Genomic DNA, 21,544 nt, shown 5'->3' with positions numbered 1-21,544 from the left:
TTTGAGCGCAAAGCGCTGTAATTCACAAAAGTGTTGTCACACTTTCGTGAATTGGTATAAATCCCAAGAAAAGAAGGTTGGCGCTTTGCGCCAACCTTCTTTTCTTGGGATTTAATTTTGTCATAACGCTTGTGGCGACAGCTATACATTAACAATCGTTTTAATAATATAAAAAACAAAAAGCGGCGCATCGCGCCGCCTTTGTTTTTAAATTGTGGAAATTTCTTTTTCTTTTTCGGCAGTGACTTTATCAATATTTTTAACGAACTTTTCCGTTAATTTATCCACTTGCTCTTGTTGGCTTTTAGAATCATCTTCAGAAATTTCTTTTGCCTTTTCTAGCTTCCGCAAAGAATCGATCGCATCGCGACGAATATTACGAATAGCAACTTTACCTTCTTCGGCAAGTTTGGCAACCATTTTCACCAATTCTTTACGGCGATCGGTAGTCAATGGGGGGATATTTAGACGGATGCTAACACCGTCATTATTGGGGGTGAGCCCAATATCTGACTCTGAGATCGCCTTTTCGATCGCCCGCATTGTGGAGCGATCAAAAGGCTGGATTTGTAGAGTGGATGCATCAGGCGAAGAAATATTTGCGAGAGCTTTTAGGTGCGTTTCTGCACCATAATATTCCACGGTAATTCGATCTAACAGCGAAGCATTAGCACGCCCCGTTCGCACAGTATTGAAATTGTGCTGGGTCGCTTCTACAGCTTTCTGCATTCGCGCCTCAACATCAGTTAACTTCACAGGAACCTCCAACATAAGTACCAATCGATTCTCCCATGACGACGCGACGAATGTTACCTGTAACACCAAGATCAAACACAATAATTGGGATGCCATTTTCTTTGCATAGGGCAAAGGCCGTTGCATCCATTACCCGCAAATCATTGATTAGGGCATGGTCAAAGCTGACGGATTGATAGCGTTTGGCAGTGGGGTTCTTCTTGGGGTCGCTGTCGTAAATGCCATCGACTTTAGTTGCTTTGAGGATCACTTCGGCATTAATCTCAGCCCCACGAAGCGCCGCCGTGGTATCAGTCGTGAAATAGGGATTGCCCGAACCAGCCCCAAAAATAACCACCCGATTATTTTCAAGGTGGCGAATTGCGCGACGGCGGATATAGGGTTCCGCGATCTCTTGCATGGCGATCGCGGACATTACTCTTGTGGGGATAGGGTCATCTAGTTGCTCTAAGGCATCTTGCAAAGTAAGAGCATTCATGACCGTGGCAATCATGCCAATATAATCAGCCGTAGCGCGATCCATGCCCTTAGCGGCTCCATTAATACCGCGAAAGATATTGCCGCCACCAACTACGATCGCTACCTCAATTCCATCTTTGACAATTTCGGCAACTTGCAAGGCGATATCTTGGACAACTTCAGGATCGATACCAAAGCTACGATCTCCCATGAGTGCTTCGCCACTCAGTTTTAACAAAATACGTTTATATTTAACGGGTGTAATTTTTGTTGATGCGTTTGTTGTTTCTGGGTTGGTTTCTTGTTTGGTTTCTGTAGTTGCGTTCATGTTTCATTCCTAACTGATTAGTTTCTAGCGCGATCGCTTTTTATTTTTTTCTCTCTCTAGACAAGACGTACCTACATACCGTTACAGTTTCTACGCCAAATGGCTTAACTTATATAATTGCGCTAATCGGTTACATACTCTGTATTGAGATCGACCTCACAATCAACGGGTTGCAGAGAAGCATTTGAGAAATCCGTACAATTTAAGTTTGCTCCATTTAGATTGGTTCTTAGTAAAAATGCACCTTTAAAATTAGCTTTATAGCAATTGGATTTACTAAGATTTGCTCCATCTAGACAGGCTTGACCGAGATAGGACTCAATCAGAAATGCCCCGTTGAGGTCAGCTTCCTTAAGATTGGATGCCGAGAAATTAGCATTACTGAGATTTGCTCCACTGAGATCGGCTCTACACAATAAGGCATCGCTGAGATTGGCTGCATATAAATTTGCACGGGAAAGGTCGGATGTCGAGAGATTGGCATGGCTAAGATTAGCGTCACTAAAGCTCGCCCCACTTAGATTAGCGCCTTCAAGATTTGCTCCGTTTAATTTTGCCCCGTCTAAGTTTGCTCCTTTCAGAAAGGCTTGGGTGAGATTTGCTCCTTCTAGGTTAGCTCCGACCAAAGACACACAACTTAAATTAGCTCCAGTCAAGTCAGAATTAGCGAGACTCACAGCATTGAGATTTGCACCAGTTAAGTCAGCATCCCTTAGGCTAGCTCGTTCTAACCTAGCACCATGCAAATCAGCCTTAATCAGACTAGCACCATTTAGATCCGCCTCGCAGAGATTGGCATCACTCACACTTGCGCGGTAGAGGACGCTGGCATTTAGATTTGCACCATATAAATTAGCTTCGTTTAAGGTGGCACAGGATAGGTTAGCTTCGTTCAGATTGGCATTGGCAAGATCGATCGCCGTTAAACCTAGCCCGCTCAGATTTTCACCACTAAGATCAATATCACTAAAATCTCGAAAGCCTTGATTGTAGCGATCGATGAGTTCTCTAGCTTTCATTTTTACTTATCCGTAGGCAAAATTGCACCTGTCATATTTGCACCATCCAAATTAGTCCATAGCATGAAAGCTCCTCTCAAATTAGTCCACAGCATAAAAGCTCCCTTGAGGTTTGCACCTGTCAAGCTAGCTCTTGTCAGACTGGCCCGGTTGAGATTAGCTCGATTTAGACTAGCTCCATTGAGTACGGCTTCATCCAGATTTGCGCCCGTGAGATTGGCTTCGTTCAAAATCGCATTATGCAAATTGGTACGGATTAAGTAAGAGCCCCGCAGATCGACATTGCTTAAATCGGCTCCACTTAAATTGGCTCCCATCAAATTTGCACCGCTTAAATTCGCGCCACTGAGATTTGCATTAGAGAGATTTACGCCATTAAGATTTGCCCCACTGAGGTTGGACTTCATCAAGAATGCACCCGTGAGATTTGTCCAGCTTAGATCGGCTTCAGCCAGATTAGTTTCGTTCAAATTTGCCCAACTCAGATCGGAACCCACTAAGTTCGTTTTTTCTAAATTTGTCCCTAGCAAATTTGCCCAACTTAAGTTGGCGCGACTTAAGGAAACACCGCTCAAATTTGCATAAACAAGATCGACGGCATTCAAATTGGCTGCATTGAGAATCGCGCCAGCGAGATCGACCCCCTGCAATTCTGCACCCGTGAGATTGGCTTCTGTAAGATCGACATTCATCAAACAGGCTTGACTCAAATTCGCCCCACTGAGATTTGCCTTGATCATCAGTGCGCCCGTAAAGTCTGAGTCACTGAGATCGGCTCCCAATAAATTGGACTCAATGAAGAAAGTGCCATTTAGTTTCGCTCGACTCAGGTTCGCTCCGTTAAGACAGGCTCCTGTGAGCGTAGCAAGGCTGAGATCGGCATTCACCATCGATGCACTGGTCAAATTTGCCGAATTTAGATTTGCCGCTACTAGATAAGCTTGGTTGAGACAGGCTCTTTGCAGATCGGCTCTGATCAAGAAGGCTGAGGTGAGGTTTGCTTCCGCTAAATTTGCCTCAACCAGATTGGCTCGGTTGAGATCGGCTCGATGGAGAAATGCGCCTGTTAAGTTTGCCTTGGAAAGCTTTGCATCCGCAAGTTTTGCCTCGCTAAGATTAACGCGCTTGAGATCCGCACCCTTGAGGTTGATTCCTTCTAGGATTGATTTGGTAAGATTTGCTTTAGTAAAGTCAGTAAAATTCACGCCGGCCTCGTTTTGATTCGTTGTACTCGTTACACCTAAAGAAGATTTTTAAACATATTCTTAAATAAATATGTGGTTCGCGAATTCTCCTCGATCTGGCTTAACAAAATGGCTGCGTCTCAACATTTTTAAAGGTTAGGATTTAGTCATGCATAGCTCGGCTATTACTTACCTCTACAATTTATCTAAGTAAGTGGGCTTAATTAAATATAAAACCCTAAAACCTGCGGCGTACGCGCAGCTTACGCCGCAGGTTTTAGCTCTGGATTTTAATTATGCTGAGGTACTTACGACAAATTGGAAATCCCAATAAATTGCTATAACAAATAGAATACATGAGGAAAATGGTGATGCGATCGCCTTGCAATATTTGGCTTAGATGCTGCTTAGATGCTGCTTAGATACTATGGTTTTCACGACGAACAATAAGACGAATGACAAATAAAGATATAAATTTCGATACAAATTCAATTACTCAAGGATCTTCCCACGCTAGTTTTGGTAAGGTTTATTTAGTGGGGGCGGGACCTGGTGATGCGGGATTAATGACCTTAAAGGGAAAGGCACTCTTAGAAAACTGTAATGTGGTGCTTTACGATGCCCTAGTCAGTGATGAAATTCTGGCGATGATTAACCCGATCGCTGAAAAAATTCATGCGGGCAAACGTAGGGGAAATCATTCGCTATTGCAAGAGGAAACTACGCAATTACTGATCGAAAAGGCTAAAGAACAGGCGATCGTCGTACGGTTGAAGGGTGGCGATCCCTTTATCTTTGGGCGTGGGGGCGAGGAGTTGGCGGATCTACGCGCGGCAGGGATTGATGTTGAAGTTGTTCCAGGAATTACATCGGGAATTGCCGCCCCCGCCTACGCAGGGATTCCACTTACCCATCGTGATTTCAGTTCATCGGTAATTTTTGTCACAGGACATGAGTCCGCAGGCAAATATCGTCCCCAGATCGATTGGGCGGCGATCGCCAAAGCCGCCGAAACGATAGTTGTATATATGGGATTGCATAATTTAAGTGAAATTGTTCCTAGGATGATTGCTGCGGGGCTGTCTGAGGCTACACCTGTAGCTTTAATTCGGCAGGGAACTCGCAGCGACCAGTCGGAATTAATCGGTTGTTTGGGTAATATTGTCGAACTTGTTCGCGAAAAGAACTTTACACCGCCAGCGATCGCAGTCATTGGCAATATTGTAAACTTTCGGCAGGTCTAACACGGAGGCGGAGTAACAAGCCGTCTCTGGTTTTTAGTATACGGAAAAAGACTAATGAGCGTAAATGAAGTGAGTATTCCCGCTGGAATCGAAAATATTAACCGTCTGGAAGTACAAATACAGGACATTTTGGAAGCGATCGCCGCAACAGAATCCTTTGTATCGGGAATAGATTTCTTGGAGTTTAGTCACGATCAAAAAACGATCTTTGCGGTAGAAAGGGCGATCGGCATTATTGGGGCGACGGCAAGAAGGTTGCCGATTAGCTTTATGGATCGCTATCCCCAGATTAATTGGCGGCGTTTGACTAGTGTGGGAGATAGCTTGATGTTTGGTTATTTGGAAATCGATCTCAATACCCTATGGGAGATGACTCACCAAGAAGTACCTTTTATCAAGGAGTTAATGCGAAAGGCTCTCGCGACTTTATAACTTTATAGGAGGATTAAGATAGGAGGATTAAGATAGGAGGATTAAGGGCAACGCAGCGCGCCGCCCTTAATCAAAGAGCATTACAAATCCAGCCTTCAAGGCGATCGCAGGTTGCAGGAATTCCATAGTTTGGCTGTTGTAACGCCCATGCTGCTTGAATTGCGGCGAGGACGGCATCGATGGTATCACCTGAAGGATCGCGATCGCACTCATCGGCAAGATGTTGGTTGATGTCGATGACAAAGCCATATTTATCTTGAAAAATAGGCAATCGCCAGAGTTCAATTATTTTTTGGCGTGCTGACTGCATGACAGAGTCTTGTTTGGCTTTTGAGTCGGATTTATAGCTTTGTCTACCGATGAGAAATCTGGCAACGAGGGCAGGATAAACCTCAATGACAGTACGCAAGTCATCCGTGGGATGACAGGGGATAATATTAAATCCTGCTTTGAGCATTCGCGGAGCCCCTTCAAAAAACATTTTCCCCACAGGTACTCCATATACTTTCATGGGGCTGATTGCGCCCACCAGCCGATCGGTATGGCGTAAATGTTCGCGATCGCCGTTAGGACGATTTTGCCGATATCGATCTAGTACCCCCACAAACTCCTGTTTGGTCATCTGTCCGATGCGCTCGACATATTCCGCCCAAGTATTTCCCCATTGCAAGTTTTCGATTAATTTTCGGGGCTGACCAAGAGGAAAATCTACTCCTGCAAGACAAGTTGGCGATCGTTCCATAAAGTCTATAAATGATGGCAAAGTTGTAAATCGATAGAACTTTTTAATATATAAAATATCAGCTTCTCGCCAAGCCTCCGCGCAAACGATTGTTTTCCCTTGCCTTGGGGCGCTTGTGAAATCAACTCCATAAATCAATTCCATAAATCGGTAATGCTCAATATGATTGCTCAATATGATTAAGGATGGAGGGCACTTTGAGCTATCCATCCTTATCATACTCCCTTCCCACCAAAGAAATAGACATACAAAACCAAGAATTAGCGTTGCGGCGCTTCGCGCCGCAACGTCTAATTTTTCATTGGGAAGGGAGTATTGACTAATTTTTGTAATTTTTGACTTTAACTTCTATTTTTGGTGGCGGCGGTGCAGGTGTTGCTGGGGCGGTGGGCGGTGTTGGCGTTGTGGAAATTGATGGGCTAGGAACCGTGGTGTTTGGGGGCGTTACTAATGGACTGGGAATTGGACTGGGAATTGGACTGGGAATTGGATTGGGAATTGCGTTGGGACTGGTATTGGGTAGCGGTGTAGGTGGAGCGATCGTCGTATCTCTCAGCCCCAGTCTCAGTTGATAGGGAACTTCCGCAGTTCCCAGCCCTCTCAATTGAATGGTATAGGCTCCATCGCTGGTAATTGGCAGATCGGCATTCAAAACATTTACGGCATTAGGTAAGGCGATGCCTTGAGCATTGAGTACCGTAAGGGATAGTCCATTGCCCGTAATTGCCGTACTCAGTAATTGCCCAGCCTTAGCTTGAATGTTGTAGCTGTGAGTAGCATTCCCTGCTATTTTATTGGGAATAACCAAGGATTCTTTATTCACCTCTAAATTGAGAACTTGATTGATAGATTCGCTGGAAGTCGTAGTGGGGACTTGGCTTGTAGGAGTTGATTCAGGAGCGAGCGGTCTAGGCGAGATGGGTTGATTATTGACAATCACAGATGACTGATTGTTGTGCATCATCGCAGGCAAAACAAAGGCTGCAATTACCGCAACTACTGATAATAGACCACCAAACAGAAATAGAACTCCAGAGTTAGAACTAGCTGAGTTAGAAGTAGGAACCACTCTCCGAGTTTGGGTATTAGCTTGGTAAGAAGTATTATTAGAGTTAGTTAAGCCATCTGTTCCCGTTAAAATTGTAGATCTGACGATCTTGCTGGTTGTGGCTTGACGTTCTACCTCACTCATGGTCGCGAAAGTACTAATCCCTTGATTGACCTCACGTACTGACTGATATCTTTGGGTATAGTGGTAGCGAACCATGCGCGTTAATACCATTGCCAGACCGTTACTGACCTTGGCTTTGTCGCGCCACACTAGTTCCCCTGTAGCGGGATCGTTCGGTAAATCAGTGGGAGCGTAGCCCGTGAGAGCCTTAATAGCGACCATTCCTAAGGCGTAAATATCACTACTGTAATTGGGTCGTCCCGCGCATTGCTCGCTAGGCATATACCCAGGAGTACCAATGGTTACGGTAAATCGCGATTCGCCCTTTTCGTCGGCAGCAAGTTTAGTATTAGCATCTTGCATGGCTCGGACAGCGCCAAAGTCAATGAGGACGATTTTTTGATCTTTTTTGCGACGGATTAGGTTATCTGGCTTAATATCGCGATGAATCACCCCTTCAGAATGGACAAATTCCAAAACTTCTAAGACATCCTTCAAGATTTTGAGAACTTCAACTTCGCGTAGCTGTTTGTCTCTGGTATTGTTCTCAATATTGGCTAGTTCATCAAGAATAACCTCTTGAGACTGATTATCTAAATTTGAGATATCTGGCAAATCCGCTTTTAGTTCGTCATGAAGCGATTTTCCTTCTACAAATTCTTGAACTAAAAAGAACTGCTTGTCTTCTTCAAAGTAGGCGAGGAGTTGAGGGATTTGATTATGTCTGCCTAATTTCTCTAGGGTCTCAGCTTCTGTGTTGAATAGCCGTCTGGCTTCGCGGATAAAGTTAGGATCGTCGCTGGCAGGCTTCAGTTGTTTGACAACACAGGGCGGCGATCCTGGACGACGCATATCTCTGGCAATGAAGGTATGTCCAAACCCACCTGCTCCGATTTGTTTAATTAATTTATAACGTCCATCTAATACTTTGGCTGGCATGGCGATCGCCCCTCTAGTTATCGGCTCTGGATATTAACTATCGTCCTGTTGTATCCCATTGTATAGGAATGTATTGGGATCCGATGATTCTCTAAAACTTCATCTATAGCTATAGCCGAAGAGGAGAAGGTTGGCGCGAAGCGCCAACCTTCTCCTCTTCGGCTGTGAAACGCTATAAACCTGTATAAACGAGAATATTAAGTCGTATCATAGGATAACTATAAAAAATATGCTCTTGCCTCAAAGTTAATGAATTTGACTGCTAAACCTAACCTACTTGCTCAACAAATCCATGAAATTGATAATCAATTATCCAAGCGATCGCTAGCTCTTGATCCCAGCGGTTACTTTATTATCTACGTGGATTATCAACAAAGTTTAATTTGTGCTAAATACTATAGCAACATCATTAATGATCAAGGTTTAGCAGTCGATCCTGAAACTGGCAAACCAATTCCAGCTAGAGGTAAGGTTGACCGTCAGGCCGTGCAACTATTTACAGGCAGAAGTGCAAAGGAACTCTGTGTCGAGATCTTTGAGAAAACACACCCCTGCCCTGTTACACTATTTGACCATGCTGCCTACCTAGGTCGCGAAATACAGCGAGCGGAATTAGCGCTGTTACAACAACAGGAATATATCCAAGACTAAAGATTTTGATGGTATTTGTGGCTTTGCTCTTGAGTATTTCCTCTTAAGTACTTGCTCTGAATATCGGATATCTAAAATATAATCATTCATACAATAGTCATAAGCGCCAGATGTCACCTTTGATCGGCTCCATTAACAATAGTTGGTGGGAAATTCAAGTTATAGCCAAGCAATCTCTAGAAGAGCAAATTTTTTGGCGATTGCAAAATTTTGGTTGTCAAGGAATGGCAAGCCAAAAAAAAGACGGACAGATTCAAATCAGTAGTTATTTGCCTGTCGAGAAAGGTAGTGTTTTGGATCTGGCGGCCTTGTCGCTATGGCTAAAACAGGATGCGATCGCCGTTAATTACGAAGCGCCTGTCACTCAATGGACAGTAATTAATGACGAGGACTGGTCATCGAGTTGGAAGCAACATTGGAGTCCACAGGAAATTGGTGACATGTTGGCGATCTATCCTGCTTGGATTGAAGCCCCTGCCGATCTTGGCGATCGCCAAATTCTCCGTCTCGATCCTGGTAGTGCTTTTGGCACGGGTGCTCATGCTACGACCCAGCTATGTCTGGAAGCTTTAGAAATGCGTCTTTGGGGAGTCAAGCCTGAAGATAAGATTGTGGTTGCTGATGTCGGTTGTGGTTCGGGCATTCTGAGTATTGGCGCTTTATTAATTGGTGCGAGCCAAACCTATGCGATCGACAATGACATTTTGGCAATTAAAGCCACCAATCACAATCGCCAACTCAATGGCATTGCCGCAGAAAAAATTTGGGTCGCCGAAGGGAGTATCCAAGATCTCATTGCCCATATGCCCGAACCTGCCCATGGATTTACCTGTAATATCCTCGCCGATATTATTGTGGATATGGTTCCCTACTTCGATAAACTGGTGGGCGAAAATGGTTGGGGAATTTTAAGTGGAATCCTAATCGAGCAGGTGCCGAAGGTCGCTGATGCCCTAGATGCCCATAAATGGGTAATTGCTACTTTTTGGAAGCGCCAAGAATGGGCATGTCTGACAATTAGGCGATCAGAATATTAAGTAGCTACTCTCTTCCCAGTGAATAATTAGAAGTTGCGGCGCTTCGCACCGAAACTTCTAATTATTGGTTTTTGTAAGCATAAGTAAGCTTAAAACTCAGAAGAGCGTACTGCCCACTTAGCGGGCAGTACGCTCTGGTTTTGGTTTTTACAACGCTTCGCGCTCAAACCCAAATCAAGGAAATTTTTGAAAGCGTTGCTTTGCAACGCTTTCAAAAATTTCCCTGTGGTTCGTTTGATCGATAATTGCTGTAAATGTTTCCATTAAATATTTGCGACAACTACACGGTTTCTACCCGTTTCTTTCGACATGTATAGAGCCTTATCAGCTCTAGAGAGAATTGTCGTAATTGTATCCTTCTCTTGGTCAAAGGTTGCCACCCCAAAACTTGCGGTTACATTAACATTATTGCCATTGATTACTACTGGTGTGTCTGCAATTACGGAGCGAAGTCGCTCGGCTACAAGCATGGCTTCTTCCGAGGAGGTCTCAGTTAGCAATACGACAAATTCCTCGCCGCCAATTCTTCCGAGTAAATCGCTCTCTCGCATCAGCAGATTAACACGTTGGGAGATATCGTAGAGGGCTATATCCCCACCCCCATGCCCCCAAGCGTCGTTAATCTTTTTAAAGTGGTCGATATCTAAGGCAATTAGAGAGAGTGGGCGTTTATAGCGGCGACTGCGCTCTATCTCTTGTTCGAGTCGATACATAAATTGTCGTCGATTTGCTACTCCTGTGAGCATGTCTATGCTAGCTATCCGCTCCAATTCGACATTCAGGTGAGCAAGTTCATTGGTGCGTTCGACAACTTTGCGGCGTTCAATTTCTAATTTTTTTAAATAATCTTGAATTGCTTGGTAAGCCTCATCTCTTTGTAAGAGATTGATATAGGCGCGTGAATGATAACGAATACGGGCAATCAGTTCGATCTTATCGGGTAGTTTAATTAGATAATCATTGGCTCCGATCGCAAAGGCTTCTGCTTTAAGTTCTACTTCTTCTTTACTAGACAATACGATCATGGGAATATCACGGGTGACGACATTAGCCCGAAAGAATTTTAAGAGCATTAAGCCATCGATTTCTGGCATTACCAAATCCTGCAAGATCACTGTGGGTGCAACTTCGATCGCTTTCTGAATTGCAACCGAAGGATCGCTACAAAAATGAAAAATGATATCACTTTCCGTTAATAGCATTCGCCGCACTGCCTCGCCGATAATTGCTTGATCATCGATAAGTAGCACGGTAATAAGCGGCTCATTGGGAAGGGATTTGGGTTTACCAAACATTATTTTTGATTCTTTCTTTCTTAATTTATTTATTGGAATTTATAGCTATATTCACTTAAGTCAGAGAGTTGCGGCGCTTTGCGCCGCAACTCTCTATTGGGTTTGATTTTTGTCCTAACATTACTGACTATAGCTATATTTGAATTTATTTATTTGAATTTATTTGTTTCAATCTATTTCTATTAAGCGCGTCAATTCCTAAAAGTATTAAGCCCGTAATAGGGATATCTGGCGATTGCAAGCAGAGGCGATCGCTTCAATGGGTAGGATTTCACAAGCAGCCCCTAGTTCAAAAGCCGCTTTGGGCATTCCGTAAACTATGCTCGTCGCCTCATCCTGTGCGATCGTATGCCAGCCTGCGGATTTTAACGCCGCTAGTCCTTCCGCCCCATCTTTACCCATACCAGTTAATAGCAATCCTACACCTTTACTTTTCCAGTTCTTCATAATGCTATGGAAGAAGATATCGACGGAAGGGCGGAACGGTGTTTCCATTGGTTCTTCGGTATATTGAAATGTAAGCTGAGGTGTAATAATTAAATGGTCATTGGTTCCTGCAATCATGACACAATTCCCTTCAACCTTCTCTCCCGTAATTGCTAACTTTACGGTCAGAGGAGTCTGAGTATCCAGCCAATTAACCAAGCCAGAAGCAAATTGGGCATCAACATGCTGCACAATTACAATGGCAGCAGGAAAACTAGCGGGTAGTTGGGATAAAATCATGGCTAAGGCTTTGGGTCCCCCAGTAGAAGCTCCAATGGCGAGTAAAGGGGGCTTGGGAGATGAACGTCTTAGATCGGCGCGAATTACGAGCTTACTCAAGGTCGCGATTTTCTGAAGTAGCTTGTTGCGTCCAAGGGAATTTTCTTCTAAGCCGATCGAAGGAGTATCAATGGCATCCAAAGCTCCATGCCCCATGGCTTCAAAGACTTTATTGGCATGTTCGTTGACATCGGCAGTAATCAATAGGATCGCACAGGGATTGGTCTGCATGATTTGTTGTGTCGCCTGTACGCCATTGAGAATTGGCATAATCAAATTCATGAGGACAAGATCGGGAGTATCCCGGGCGCATTGGCTGACCGCAGCACCGCCATCTCTGGCGATCCAAGCAATTTCATATTCGGGGACGGAGGCAATTGTACGGCGTAATGCCTCGGCTTCAAGCATGGAATCATTGGCGATCGCAATTCGTAATTTCCTAGGGGTAGACATAATAAATTAGACTCCAATTAAATCTTGTACAGCTTGAATCAGGGTATTGTCATGAAAACTACTCTTAGTAAGGTAGTAATCAGCACCGACATCCAGACCGCGAAGGCGGTCTTCTTCTCGATCTTTATAAGATACGATAATTACAGGTATAGATTTTAGGTTGGGATGATTCTTGATTTGACTGACTAATTCAATACCATTCATGCGCGGCATATCCACATCGGATACAACCAAATTAAAGCTACCCGTGCGGATTGCATTCCATCCATCCATTCCATCCACGGCAACCTCCACTTCATAGCCTTTGTTTTCCAGTAGTTTTCGTTCCATTTCTCGTACGGTAATAGAATCATCTACCACTAGTATGCGTTTGCGACTCTTAATAGATTTTTTATCTTCATAATTACTGACTTTATCAAGTTTACCGCCTGTCAATAACTTATCGATAGTACGAACCATATCTTCCACATCAATGATTAAAATAGGTGCTCCATCTTCCATTAAGGCGGCAGCACTAATATTGGGAATTTTGCCTAAGCGTTTATCTAAAGGACGAACGACTAATTCTCTCTCCTCTAAGAACTTGTCAACTACTAACCCATAACGACTATGGCGATCGCTAATAATGATAATTGGCAGTTCTTCTAGGTTGAGTTGAGATTCTCTTAATTCTAAAACCTGACAAGCAACGACGAGCCCAATATTATATTGATCAAACGTGAAATATTGACGGTTCTCGATGAGGCGAATTTCTGATTTTGATACTAAAACGATGTGATCGATGCGCGAGAGGGGAAAGGCATAGGGCTCTCCCCCAATCTCCACTAAGAGAGAACGGGTTACCGATAAAGTCAAGGGTAACTGTAGATGAAAGGTCATCCCTTTGCCTGCCTGTGAGGATGCGCGCACAATGCCACCGACCTGCTGTACCATATTCTGCACGATGTCTAGCCCCACACCGCGCCCAGACACCTCGGTAACCTGTTTTGCTGTGGAAAATCCTGGTAAAAACAGAAAATCCATGAGTTCGATTTCGCTCATTTGGGCTGCCATAGAGTGAGTCGTCATCTTTTTGTCAATTATTTTTTGACGGATATTCTCAGGATTTAATCCTTTACCATCATCGCTGACGGTAATTGCCAGCATTCCCGAACGATGCATTGCCTCAAGGCGAATGATGCCTTCAGGAGATTTGCCTACAGCTATTCTCGCTTCAGGGGATTCTAATCCATGATCGAGGGCATTGCGGAGAATATGCGTTAGGGGAGCCTCTAGCTTTTCTAAAATATCGCGATCGACTTGGGTAGACTTACCAATGATTTCCAGCTTAACTTGCTTGCCTAGTTGTCTTGCTAAATCGCGCACCATGCGGGGAAAGCCCTGTACGCCATCGGCAAAGGGGCGCATATGGCTAGCGATAACTTCACGATATAGGCGATCGGAGAGATTTGCCGATCGCCTAGCAAAAACCTCTAGTTCGCTCAATCGCTCGGATAGAAAATGGCGACAACTATCGGCGGTACGACGAGCGGATTTAAACTGGATGGACTCAACGGAATTGAGCTTTCTTTGAGATTCAAGGGATTCGGAGAGAATCTCTAATTGTCTATCTAGATCTGCTTGTAAATATTTTAGCTTTAGGAGCGAATCGGCAAAAGGTTGCAACCAATTAGCTTCTACGAGGGATTCTCCTGCTAAACCCATCAAACGATTGAGATTATCCGTATTGACTTTGACAGTACGTTCGGCAATTTTTTCAGTCTCGTGGGGAGACTTGGCAAGTGTCGTAGACTGCACGGAAGAACTGGATGCGATCGCATTTACCTCTGATGTCACCATGAGCGCTTCGCTGGGCTTGGCAACAGAATGTTGGCTTGCCACTAGGCTGAGGGAAGATTCCGCATAGGTCAAGCCCTGCTGAGGTTCTTCTGTAGTTTTTGGGGCTTGTGGGGCTTTATCTTTTTCCGTATAAGTCCCAGCCACCACTAATCTATCAAATCTATTGCGTCGCTCTTCAGGCAAAATACTTTCCATTGCCACAAGAACTTCTCCAATATTATCCCGATTGTCAGTCAACCAATCGGAAATGTTTCCCGAAGATACTTGGGAAACATTGAGTAAAATATCGACACATTGCAGAAAGATATCGATATGATTGCTGGTGATTTTGATTAATTCTGATTGAGCGCTGACAAAGCAATCTTCGAGAATATGGGCTAATTGGACGGCAACATCGAGTTGGACGATACGAGCCGCGCCCTTAATCGAGTGGGCGGCGCGCATGAGTGGTTCGATTTCATCGATCGCATTAGGGGTATTTTCCAGTTGTAGCAATCCATCATTGAGCACAGCGACTTGATTTTCTACCTCCATACGAAATAGATCTAACATGGAGAAGTCGCTCAGATCGGGAATTGTATCGCTTAGAGGCGATTCAATTAGGTGGCTATTGTAAAGGGATTCTCCATCGGCTTCCTTAGTCGCTCTATGATTTGGGGTCGGATGATCGCTCTCCAATGTTTTTAACTCAGTGAATGTACCGATCTGAAGATCTTCGGCTCTGGTAACCCTCTTAATGTTCTGGATGTAAAGGTCAATATATTCTTGGCGATCGCTCAAAAAAGAGGAGATTTCTGCGACAGGAACCTGTCCAACTTCGGCAAGGAAATCAACGGTTTGATGAAAAAGGTCAATATGTTCTTGTTTAGGGAGGAAAAACCCTTCTTGAAAAGCCACAAAACAGTTTTCAAGACTAGCGGTTAAATTGGCGATCGCTTCGATATGGACGATTTTGGATGCTCCCCGAATTGAATGGGTGGCGCGCATGAGGTTGGTAAATAAATCTCTAGATGCAGCACTGAGATTGCTAGAGATGGCTTCCAAACTTTTATACATGTCAGCGGTGTGGCTCTGGATCTCCATTTGAAATAGATCCAGCATGGAGAAGTCGCCCAAGTTTGGTTGGTTCACAGCACTCTCCTACTTAAAGTATAAAATAGCAATTCGTCATCCAAATAGCCCACCCGTCGATCTTGCCAAAACATAAGCCCTTTTGTATAGGTTTCCGTTCGTTTTGAGATCGTGGTCGGGAGCTCTTGGAGGCGATCGCGATGAATGGCATGGATACCTTGAATTTCATCCACGGCAAATACCCAAGAATATCCATCTTTGGCAACTACCACCATCCGAGGGTACACAGCCTGCCCTTGGCGATCGATCTGGTGAGAAGTGGTAGGTTCTAAGCCCAGTAATTCCATCATAGAAATGCACATCAAAATTTCACCACGAATATTCACTAATCCCTGCAAGATCTTATTGCTGCGATGGGGAATGGTATGGATAGTCTGCACCTGAGTTACTTCTTTGAAGAGCTGCGCTGGTAAAGCCAACCATTCAGCCCCTAACCGAAAAATGCCGACCGAAAGGCGATTAGCAGCATTTAAACGATAATTTTCTGGTATATCCTGCGTTGCGGTTTCTGTCCATTCATCGAGATAACCAAGGGGCGCTTCTCTTTCTAGGAGCGATCGCCCTGCTGCGGCATAAATAAAACAATTACGACAATGAATTTGTTTTTTTAATTCTGGACAGGAGCGATCGCCCCACACACCAATCTTACGCCAGCAATTTTGGGTGGTTTCGGTTGTATTACTGGTTGCATTACTTAGGTTAGTATCGTGGGAATTATTCATAAAGAATGGCTTTTACCTTTCTGTTATATTTTTCGCCATATTTGCGAATATATTTTTCGCCAATTTGCGAATATATTTGCGAATATTTTTAACTCAACAACTGAAACCGCGATATTTCTTGTCGGAGATCGTAACCAGCTTCATTGAGTTGATCGATCGCTCGATTGATCTCTCTGAGGGCATCGGCGGTTTGATTAGCCGCTTCGCTTAATTGCACCATCGCTTCACTAATCTGGGTCGCTCCGAGAGACTGCCCTTCCATTCCTTGACTGACAGCATCAAAACGGGGAGTCAATCCCTGCACTTGATGGATAATTCCCGCTAATTTCCCGCTAATGCCCCGAATATCATCAACGCCATGACCAACTTCGCGGGTAAATTTATCCATTTCCATGACCCCTGTGGCAACTGCTGATTGCATTTCTTTGACCATGGTTTCAATGTCTAGGGTTGCTACGGCGGTTTGATCTGCCAAACGCCGAATTTCCCTAGCCACTACCGCAAATCCTAGCCCATATTCACCTGCTTTTTCCGCCTCGATCGCCGCATTTAGGGACAGCAAATTAGTTTGATCGGCAACCTTCGTGATTGTTGTGACGATACTGTTAATATTATTAGCCTTTTCGCTAATGATCCCGAGTTTAGAAGAGATGGAACCTGTTGCCTCCGCTAACTGACGCATGGTATTTTCCATGCGGGTGAGTTCCTGTTGTCCGCCACTTGCGGAATCTGCGGTGGCTTCCGCACTCCTCGAAACTTCATTCATGACATGGACTAGTTCTGTTGAGGTGGCGGCAATTTCCTTAGCCGTGGCGACCACTTCATTGGTCGAAGCTACCTGCTCGTTGACCGTGGCTTCGAGTTGTTTGCCAGAGGCAGAAATTTGGGTTGAAGAAGTCATGATCTTGATCCCAGTCTGACTGACTTTGCCGATCAATCCATTGAGATTGTGGGTCATTAACCTAAATGCATCTAGTAATTTTCCAATCTCATCCTTAGTTGATGATTCTGGAACGCGGCTGGTCAAGTCACCAATGGAGATCTTTTCGGCAACAGAGACCACACCTGCAATTTTTGCTCCTAGGGGCTTAGCGATCATATTACTGAAAACAACCCCGAAAAATATAGCGATCGCCGCCCCTGCGATCGCTATGCCCAGACTATTGCGAATGGCTTTAGTGGCATCTTCCTCAGCTTTGAGAGCTGTTTTCACGGAAAGGTTGAGGTTGTAAGAAAGTAATTTATTTATAGCATCATCGGCTTTATAAAAAGATGGATTTAAGGTCACTAAGGAAAAACTTACTAGTTTGGCTAAAACATCGGCAGCGTTTTTTGCTTTGACAAATTCGGGAGAGTTAGCTTGTCCTTTTTGGGTGAGATCGAACATGACTTGCAATGGGTTGGGTATATCGGCGCTATCAAACTCATCGCTAAGCTCCGAAAAACGGCGACTATTTTGCGTCCACTCTTCCCAAGGACTTTTTAATTCTCTATAGATGCCTAACTCCGTATCATCAATAGATAAACTTTCGTATACTTTAAAACTATCGGTAATTACTTTAAATTTTGATTCAATCGTCTGTCTCGATTTCAACCTCTCTTCTTTAGCTACTTGAGGGATTAGTAAATTACGTTGTGATGCCTTTATTGCAGTCTGTGCTTCGTTGATAATTCCCAGATGATAAAGACTAGGAGCATTATTTTTGCCTAAAGTGCGTATATGTTCGCTTAGATTTTGATTACCACTGAGCCCAACTAAGGAAACTATCATTACTAAGATAGCCATTAGTAAAAATGCTCCGATAATTCTGGCTTGCAAGCCTAAGTTTTTAAACATACATCATTTAACTCCAGAATAAATACTTCTCTTGATAACACAGCCCATTCTAAAATGAGTATATCAGTATATACAAAGGCTTCTATTAATTTCTTCGCAGGAAAACATGCTGGCAATTCTAGCTTTTTAATATCTATAAAATGCTGGAATTTTACTTGATTTTTTTGGGTTTATAATAATTAGATATTCCTTCAATGCTTGATCCAATAATAGCCTTAACCGCTTCATTGATAATATCTAAATAACAAAAAACTACTCATATAAATTGGATTTTTTAGTGAAGCCTTCTAAATTTCTTAAGTATCAAGACAATCGTACAATTTAGATTGTCTTTTTAGGGCGAATATCTCCATCATGAAACTGTGACCCAAGATATCTGCGCCAGGGTTTTAAAATCAGCTTTTTAATTAGACCCATTTACTTAAATACTCATTTAGAATACTTATTTAGAATATTCTAAATGAATATTCATTTAGAATACTTATTTTAGTGCTGTATTCTAGATGATACTTAGCCAACAAAAATCATTACTTCTTTAGTAATACTAAAATAATACTAAGTATGTGGGCTTAATTAAATATAAAACCCTAAAACCTGCGGCGCACGCGCAGCGTGCACCGCAGGTTTTAGATCGGAATTTTAATTATGCTGAGGTACTTAATATTAAATGTCTATCTAGATATATTGGATATGGTTTATGCTGATGCTGCTTTTTTATGTGGGAACGGAACGCTATGCGATCGCCTGTAGCTATGTTGTTGAGGTCGTAAGATTGACATCTCTACGGACACCGAAACAATTACCTCCTAACGTTGTTGGAATGTTTAAGTATAGTAACGTCATTGTTCCTGTCATCGATCTATGTCAGCTAATTCAGGGAACCCCTTGCAAGACGCATTTAAGCACTCGGATTATTTTGGTGCGCTATCAAGTCTTAGGACAAGAATCTCCTTCCATTTTAGGTGTGATGGCAGAAAGAGTTACGGAAACCATTGACAGTCAAGATACGGAGCTTGTCGATTCAGGAATTACGGTCAGTGATGCTCCCTATCTAGGCAAAATCATTAGCGATCACTATGGACTAATTCAGCAGGTAAAATTAGATCGTTTGCTACCAGATATATGTCACACATAGAAATCGCCGCATTTCTCAAACAGAAGATTGGGATGGATGCAACTACGGTCAGTCCTAGTGCTATTACTAGTGCGATTCGTCAGAGAATGCGCGCCCTCAATCTGACTAATGAACGAGTCTATTATCGTCTTTTGCAAAGTTCGGGTGGGGAGTTACAGGAATTTATTGATGCGGTGACGGTTCCTGAAACTTGGTTTTTGCGCGATCGTGAACCATTTACGTTCCTAAAACATTACGTTACGCATAATTATATTACGCATAATTATTTGCCACAGCAACGCCACTCCATATTTAGGGTTTTAAGCGTACCCTGTGCCAGTGGTGAAGAGCCCTATTCAATTACTATAACGCTGATGGAATCTGGTCTGTCTCTCAATGCTTTTCAAGTTGAGGGGATTGATGTCAGTCAAAAAATGATTCAAAAAGCAATCCGTGGAGTCTATACGATGAATTCTTTTCGGATGACTGCCCCAGAGTTTCAAGCCCGTTATTTTACAGCAAAAGATCGCGAGTATGAGTTGCACAAAGAGATTCGGGACTCTGTAAGATTTTCCCGCGATAATATTCTCGACCCTCAATTTGGTATTAATAGGCTTTCCTTCTATAATGTCATCTTTTGTCGAAATTTACTGATTTACTTCGATCAGCGCGATCGCGATCGCGCTTTACACCGTCTTCACCAAATGCTTGCCAACGATGGGATTCTTTTTGTCGGACATTCCGAAATGGGACAAATTCCCCAATCTCTTTTTGAAGCTATTCCCTATAGTAAAGCCTATGCCTACCGCAAATTGGCGTTATGCCCTCAATCAATTGCCGCAAGTAAAATCGCCATACCTACTTCTCCATTGGATCAAGGAGAAATAAAAGGTGATTTTTCCGCTTCCTTAAAATCGATCGCAACAACATCTGTCGATCGCAATCTACCCAATCCCTTAGACGAAGCAAGAAAACTTGCCGATCGCGGGCTGTTGCAAGAAGCAATTAGTATCGGTAAAAGCTATCTCGAACGCCATCGTACCGATGTGGAAGCCTACGTACTGCTCGCGCAGATCTATCAAGCGCAGGGAAGTGAAACTGAGGCGATGCATTTTTTTCAGCGCGCGCTTTATCTCAATCCCAAGCATGATGATGCGCTCTTTCATCTCTACCTATTAAAAGAAAAAATGGGCGATCGCGCTGGTGCAGAAATCCTGCGTCAGCGGCTCCAACAGTAGCAACCGTCAAGCCGTCAAATTTCTTTAGGGCTGTGGACGGGCAACCATAATACCGATCGCATGGTCTACCCTTTCCACGTAGCGTTGAAGATCGGGCGAGACTTTGACTTTACCCGATAGAGATGCATGGATAAACCCAAAGCCCTTGGCGGTAGGATAGACAAAGCCCGTATGGGTTGTATCTAGCCCCTTGATATCAGTTACGACTGCGATAATGTCGCCAGCTTTTAGAGATGAATAAATTGCATGGATGTTTGGAGATGGGATATACCGTAATGGTGCGGATTTTGTCTCTAATTCCAGCTTTTCTTCCATTGCTAAAATGCATTGGTAATTGCTTTCACTATGTTTGAGTCTTGGATATTTTTGCCAGTTACTACTCATAAAGTTTAGGCGCTTTTCAAGGCGAATCCCCCCTAATTCTGCGGTAAGATCGCGCACGATATTACGTTTCTGATTATCGCGAATCCATGCAGAAAAATAATGTAAGCGACTACAATAGCCATCTAAATTTCCATTTGTATACCTTACGGTCTGAACCTGATCGATAAAGTTTGCATAGGTCGGTTTGGTTGCCAACAAATTACGAGTGAAGGCTAAAACGGTTTCAACAAATAGCACACAGTCAAATTCCGTCAGCGATACGGATAGCTTTTCGATTTCCCCTCGATCTAATAAGCCTTCACGATAGGGCTTGCCAAGAAATTGACTAGAAACTGTTTGTAGGACTTCATCCATAGGCAATTGTGATACGCGATCGCCTATGGACTGCATGAGTCGCTGATATTCTGTTTTTGTGGTGGGATCGTCTAAAACATCTAAGCTTGCAGATACGCTTGATGCAGGATTTTGCAGAGTTGATGGATTGCTCTTAGCGGTGACGATGACACGATCATTTTGATCAAAATTTTTAAATTCGGGAATAAAATAATCGCTAAAGGATATTCCTAATAAAGTACATAGCAAAAATGGTTTGATAACTTTTGACATGAATTCCTAACTAAATGCTGCTAATTATACCAATTTCCAAAATGGCAACGCCATTTTGGAAATCTCAAAACCTTACTGGGGTTGTTTTTTAATTCACTGTGAAATGTTGGCTCACTTCAGTGAATTGGTATTATAACTATGGTTAGTAATGTTAGGACAAAAATCAAACCCAATAGAGAGTTGCGGCGCGAAGCGCCG

The 21,544-nt window shown here is 43.4% G+C and carries 18 protein-coding genes; 6 read left to right on the top strand and 12 right to left on the bottom strand.

The features are described from left to right. Window positions 1-207 precede the first annotated feature (207 nt). The 4 genes from frr to PSE7429_RS10575 all read right to left on the bottom strand — a co-directional run bounded on the left by frr (window position 208) and on the right by PSE7429_RS10575 (window position 3,767). Complete coding sequence (gene frr, locus PSE7429_RS10590) at window positions 208-756, bottom strand: ribosome recycling factor (RefSeq protein WP_040688205.1); 549 nt, start codon at window positions 754-756, stop codon at window positions 208-210. Next, window positions 743-1,543, bottom strand: a complete 801-nt coding sequence (gene pyrH / locus PSE7429_RS10585) for a UMP kinase (protein ID WP_009627161.1) — start codon at window positions 1,541-1,543, stop codon at window positions 743-745. Before pyrH ends, frr begins: the two co-directional genes overlap by 14 nt. A gap of 122 nt (window positions 1,544-1,665) precedes the next feature. After that, window positions 1,666-2,562, bottom strand: a complete 897-nt coding sequence (locus PSE7429_RS10580) for a pentapeptide repeat-containing protein (protein ID WP_009627160.1) — start codon at window positions 2,560-2,562, stop codon at window positions 1,666-1,668. A gap of 2 nt (window positions 2,563-2,564) precedes the next feature. Beyond that, on the bottom strand, window positions 2,565-3,767 hold the full coding sequence (locus PSE7429_RS10575; protein WP_009627159.1) for a pentapeptide repeat-containing protein: 1,203 nt from the start codon (window positions 3,765-3,767) through the stop codon (window positions 2,565-2,567). 434 nt (window positions 3,768-4,201) lie between these two features. Between PSE7429_RS10575 and cobA the strand changes: the two genes are divergently transcribed. Both cobA and PSE7429_RS10565 read left to right on the top strand, forming a co-directional pair. Continuing rightward, the gene (cobA, locus tag PSE7429_RS10570) at window positions 4,202-4,990 is read left to right on the top strand and encodes a uroporphyrinogen-III C-methyltransferase (protein ID WP_009627158.1); all 789 of its coding nucleotides are present in this window, start codon (window positions 4,202-4,204) and stop codon (window positions 4,988-4,990) included. Between the two features lie 54 nt (window positions 4,991-5,044). Further along, window positions 5,045-5,422 carry a HepT-like ribonuclease domain-containing protein gene (locus tag PSE7429_RS10565; protein WP_009627157.1) on the top strand — a complete coding sequence of 126 codons (378 nt, stop codon included), beginning with the start codon at window positions 5,045-5,047 and terminating at the stop codon, window positions 5,420-5,422. Window positions 5,423-5,492: 70 nt separating this feature from the next. Here the strand turns inward: PSE7429_RS10565 and PSE7429_RS10560 are convergent, their stop codons facing one another. Continuing rightward, entirely contained in the window at window positions 5,493-6,374 is an 882-nt protein-coding gene (locus PSE7429_RS10560; protein WP_009627156.1) for a DUF429 domain-containing protein, read from the bottom strand. Between the two features lie 109 nt (window positions 6,375-6,483). Then, window positions 6,484-8,274: a serine/threonine-protein kinase gene (locus PSE7429_RS25110; protein WP_009627155.1), complete on the bottom strand. Its 1,791-nt coding sequence runs from the start codon at window positions 8,272-8,274 to the stop codon at window positions 6,484-6,486. A 249-nt stretch (window positions 8,275-8,523) separates the two neighbouring features. Here PSE7429_RS25110 and PSE7429_RS10550 point away from each other — a divergent pair, with 249 nt between their 5' ends. Continuing rightward, window positions 8,524-8,925 carry a DUF4346 domain-containing protein gene (locus PSE7429_RS10550; protein WP_009627154.1) on the top strand — a complete coding sequence of 134 codons (402 nt, stop codon included), beginning with the start codon at window positions 8,524-8,526 and terminating at the stop codon, window positions 8,923-8,925. A gap of 110 nt (window positions 8,926-9,035) precedes the next feature. Further along, entirely contained in the window at window positions 9,036-9,962 is a 927-nt protein-coding gene (gene prmA / locus PSE7429_RS10545; RefSeq protein ID WP_009627153.1) for a 50S ribosomal protein L11 methyltransferase, read from the top strand. A 263-nt stretch (window positions 9,963-10,225) separates the two neighbouring features. Here prmA and PSE7429_RS10540 read toward each other — a convergent pair whose 3' ends face one another. The 5 genes from PSE7429_RS10540 to PSE7429_RS10520 all read right to left on the bottom strand — a co-directional run bounded on the left by PSE7429_RS10540 (window position 10,226) and on the right by PSE7429_RS10520 (window position 18,004). Continuing rightward, entirely contained in the window at window positions 10,226-11,257 is a 1,032-nt protein-coding gene (locus tag PSE7429_RS10540; protein ID WP_009627152.1) for a diguanylate cyclase, read from the bottom strand. A 207-nt stretch (window positions 11,258-11,464) separates the two neighbouring features. Beyond that, window positions 11,465-12,475, bottom strand: coding sequence for a chemotaxis response regulator protein-glutamate methylesterase (gene cheB / locus PSE7429_RS10535; protein WP_009627151.1), 1,011 nt, complete (start codon window positions 12,473-12,475; stop codon window positions 11,465-11,467). A gap of 6 nt (window positions 12,476-12,481) precedes the next feature. After that, on the bottom strand, window positions 12,482-15,445 hold the full coding sequence (locus PSE7429_RS10530; RefSeq protein ID WP_009627150.1) for a hybrid sensor histidine kinase/response regulator: 2,964 nt from the start codon (window positions 15,443-15,445) through the stop codon (window positions 12,482-12,484). Beyond that, a complete protein-coding gene (locus PSE7429_RS10525; RefSeq protein ID WP_009627149.1) occupies window positions 15,442-16,167 on the bottom strand; it encodes a chemotaxis protein CheW in 726 nt (241 codons plus the stop codon). The genes PSE7429_RS10530 and PSE7429_RS10525 overlap by 4 nt, the downstream gene beginning before the upstream one ends. An 88-nt stretch (window positions 16,168-16,255) precedes the next feature. Then, window positions 16,256-18,004, bottom strand: coding sequence for a methyl-accepting chemotaxis protein (locus PSE7429_RS10520; protein ID WP_009627148.1), 1,749 nt, complete (start codon window positions 18,002-18,004; stop codon window positions 16,256-16,258). 697 nt (window positions 18,005-18,701) lie between these two features. Between PSE7429_RS10520 and PSE7429_RS10515 the strand changes: the two genes are divergently transcribed. Together PSE7429_RS10515 and PSE7429_RS10510 are read left to right on the top strand one after the other, a co-directional pair. Next, on the top strand, window positions 18,702-19,139 hold the full coding sequence (locus PSE7429_RS10515) for a chemotaxis protein CheW (protein ID WP_009627147.1): 438 nt from the start codon (window positions 18,702-18,704) through the stop codon (window positions 19,137-19,139). Further along, the gene (locus PSE7429_RS10510; protein ID WP_009627146.1) at window positions 19,127-20,356 is read left to right on the top strand and encodes a CheR family methyltransferase; all 1,230 of its coding nucleotides are present in this window, start codon (window positions 19,127-19,129) and stop codon (window positions 20,354-20,356) included. The genes PSE7429_RS10515 and PSE7429_RS10510 overlap by 13 nt, the downstream gene beginning before the upstream one ends. 24 nt (window positions 20,357-20,380) lie before the next feature. Here the strand turns inward: PSE7429_RS10510 and PSE7429_RS10505 are convergent, their stop codons facing one another. Then, a complete protein-coding gene (locus PSE7429_RS10505) occupies window positions 20,381-21,346 on the bottom strand; it encodes an N-acetylmuramoyl-L-alanine amidase-like domain-containing protein (RefSeq protein WP_009627145.1) in 966 nt (321 codons plus the stop codon). Window positions 21,347-21,544 lie beyond the last annotated feature (198 nt).

This window comes from Pseudanabaena biceps PCC 7429 (assembly GCF_000332215.1).
Taxonomy (GTDB): Bacteria; Cyanobacteriota; Cyanobacteriia; order Pseudanabaenales; family Pseudanabaenaceae; genus Pseudanabaena; species Pseudanabaena biceps.
Note: the sequence above shows the minus strand (reverse complement) of the source record. Positions and strands in the feature narration are given on the sequence as shown.

What these genes read in the sequence shown, in the direction of transcription:
- PSE7429_RS10505 (WP_009627145.1), bottom strand. Translation starts at nt 21,346, where the DNA reads ATGTCAAAAGTTATCAAACCATTTTTGCTATGTACTTTATTAGGAATA.
- pyrH (WP_009627161.1), bottom strand. Translation starts at nt 1,543, where the DNA reads ATGAACGCAACTACAGAAACCAAACAAGAAACCAACCCAGAAACAACA.
- PSE7429_RS10525 (WP_009627149.1), bottom strand. Translation starts at nt 16,167, where the DNA reads ATGAATAATTCCCACGATACTAACCTAAGTAATGCAACCAGTAATACA.
- PSE7429_RS25110 (WP_009627155.1), bottom strand. Translation starts at nt 8,274, where the DNA reads ATGCCAGCCAAAGTATTAGATGGACGTTATAAATTAATTAAACAAATC.
- cheB (WP_009627151.1), bottom strand. Translation starts at nt 12,475, where the DNA reads ATGTCTACCCCTAGGAAATTACGAATTGCGATCGCCAATGATTCCATG.
- PSE7429_RS10515 (WP_009627147.1), top strand. Translation starts at nt 18,702, where the DNA reads ATGCTGATGCTGCTTTTTTATGTGGGAACGGAACGCTATGCGATCGCC.
- PSE7429_RS10550 (WP_009627154.1), top strand. Translation starts at nt 8,524, where the DNA reads ATGAATTTGACTGCTAAACCTAACCTACTTGCTCAACAAATCCATGAA.
- PSE7429_RS10580 (WP_009627160.1), bottom strand. Translation starts at nt 2,562, where the DNA reads ATGAAAGCTAGAGAACTCATCGATCGCTACAATCAAGGCTTTCGAGAT.
- prmA (WP_009627153.1), top strand. Translation starts at nt 9,036, where the DNA reads ATGTCACCTTTGATCGGCTCCATTAACAATAGTTGGTGGGAAATTCAA.
- PSE7429_RS10510 (WP_009627146.1), top strand. Translation starts at nt 19,127, where the DNA reads ATGTCACACATAGAAATCGCCGCATTTCTCAAACAGAAGATTGGGATG.
- PSE7429_RS10560 (WP_009627156.1), bottom strand. Translation starts at nt 6,374, where the DNA reads ATGGATAGCTCAAAGTGCCCTCCATCCTTAATCATATTGAGCAATCAT.
- PSE7429_RS10520 (WP_009627148.1), bottom strand. Translation starts at nt 18,004, where the DNA reads ATGTTTAAAAACTTAGGCTTGCAAGCCAGAATTATCGGAGCATTTTTA.
- PSE7429_RS10565 (WP_009627157.1), top strand. Translation starts at nt 5,045, where the DNA reads ATGAGCGTAAATGAAGTGAGTATTCCCGCTGGAATCGAAAATATTAAC.
- PSE7429_RS10540 (WP_009627152.1), bottom strand. Translation starts at nt 11,257, where the DNA reads ATGTTTGGTAAACCCAAATCCCTTCCCAATGAGCCGCTTATTACCGTG.
- cobA (WP_009627158.1), top strand. Translation starts at nt 4,202, where the DNA reads ATGACAAATAAAGATATAAATTTCGATACAAATTCAATTACTCAAGGA.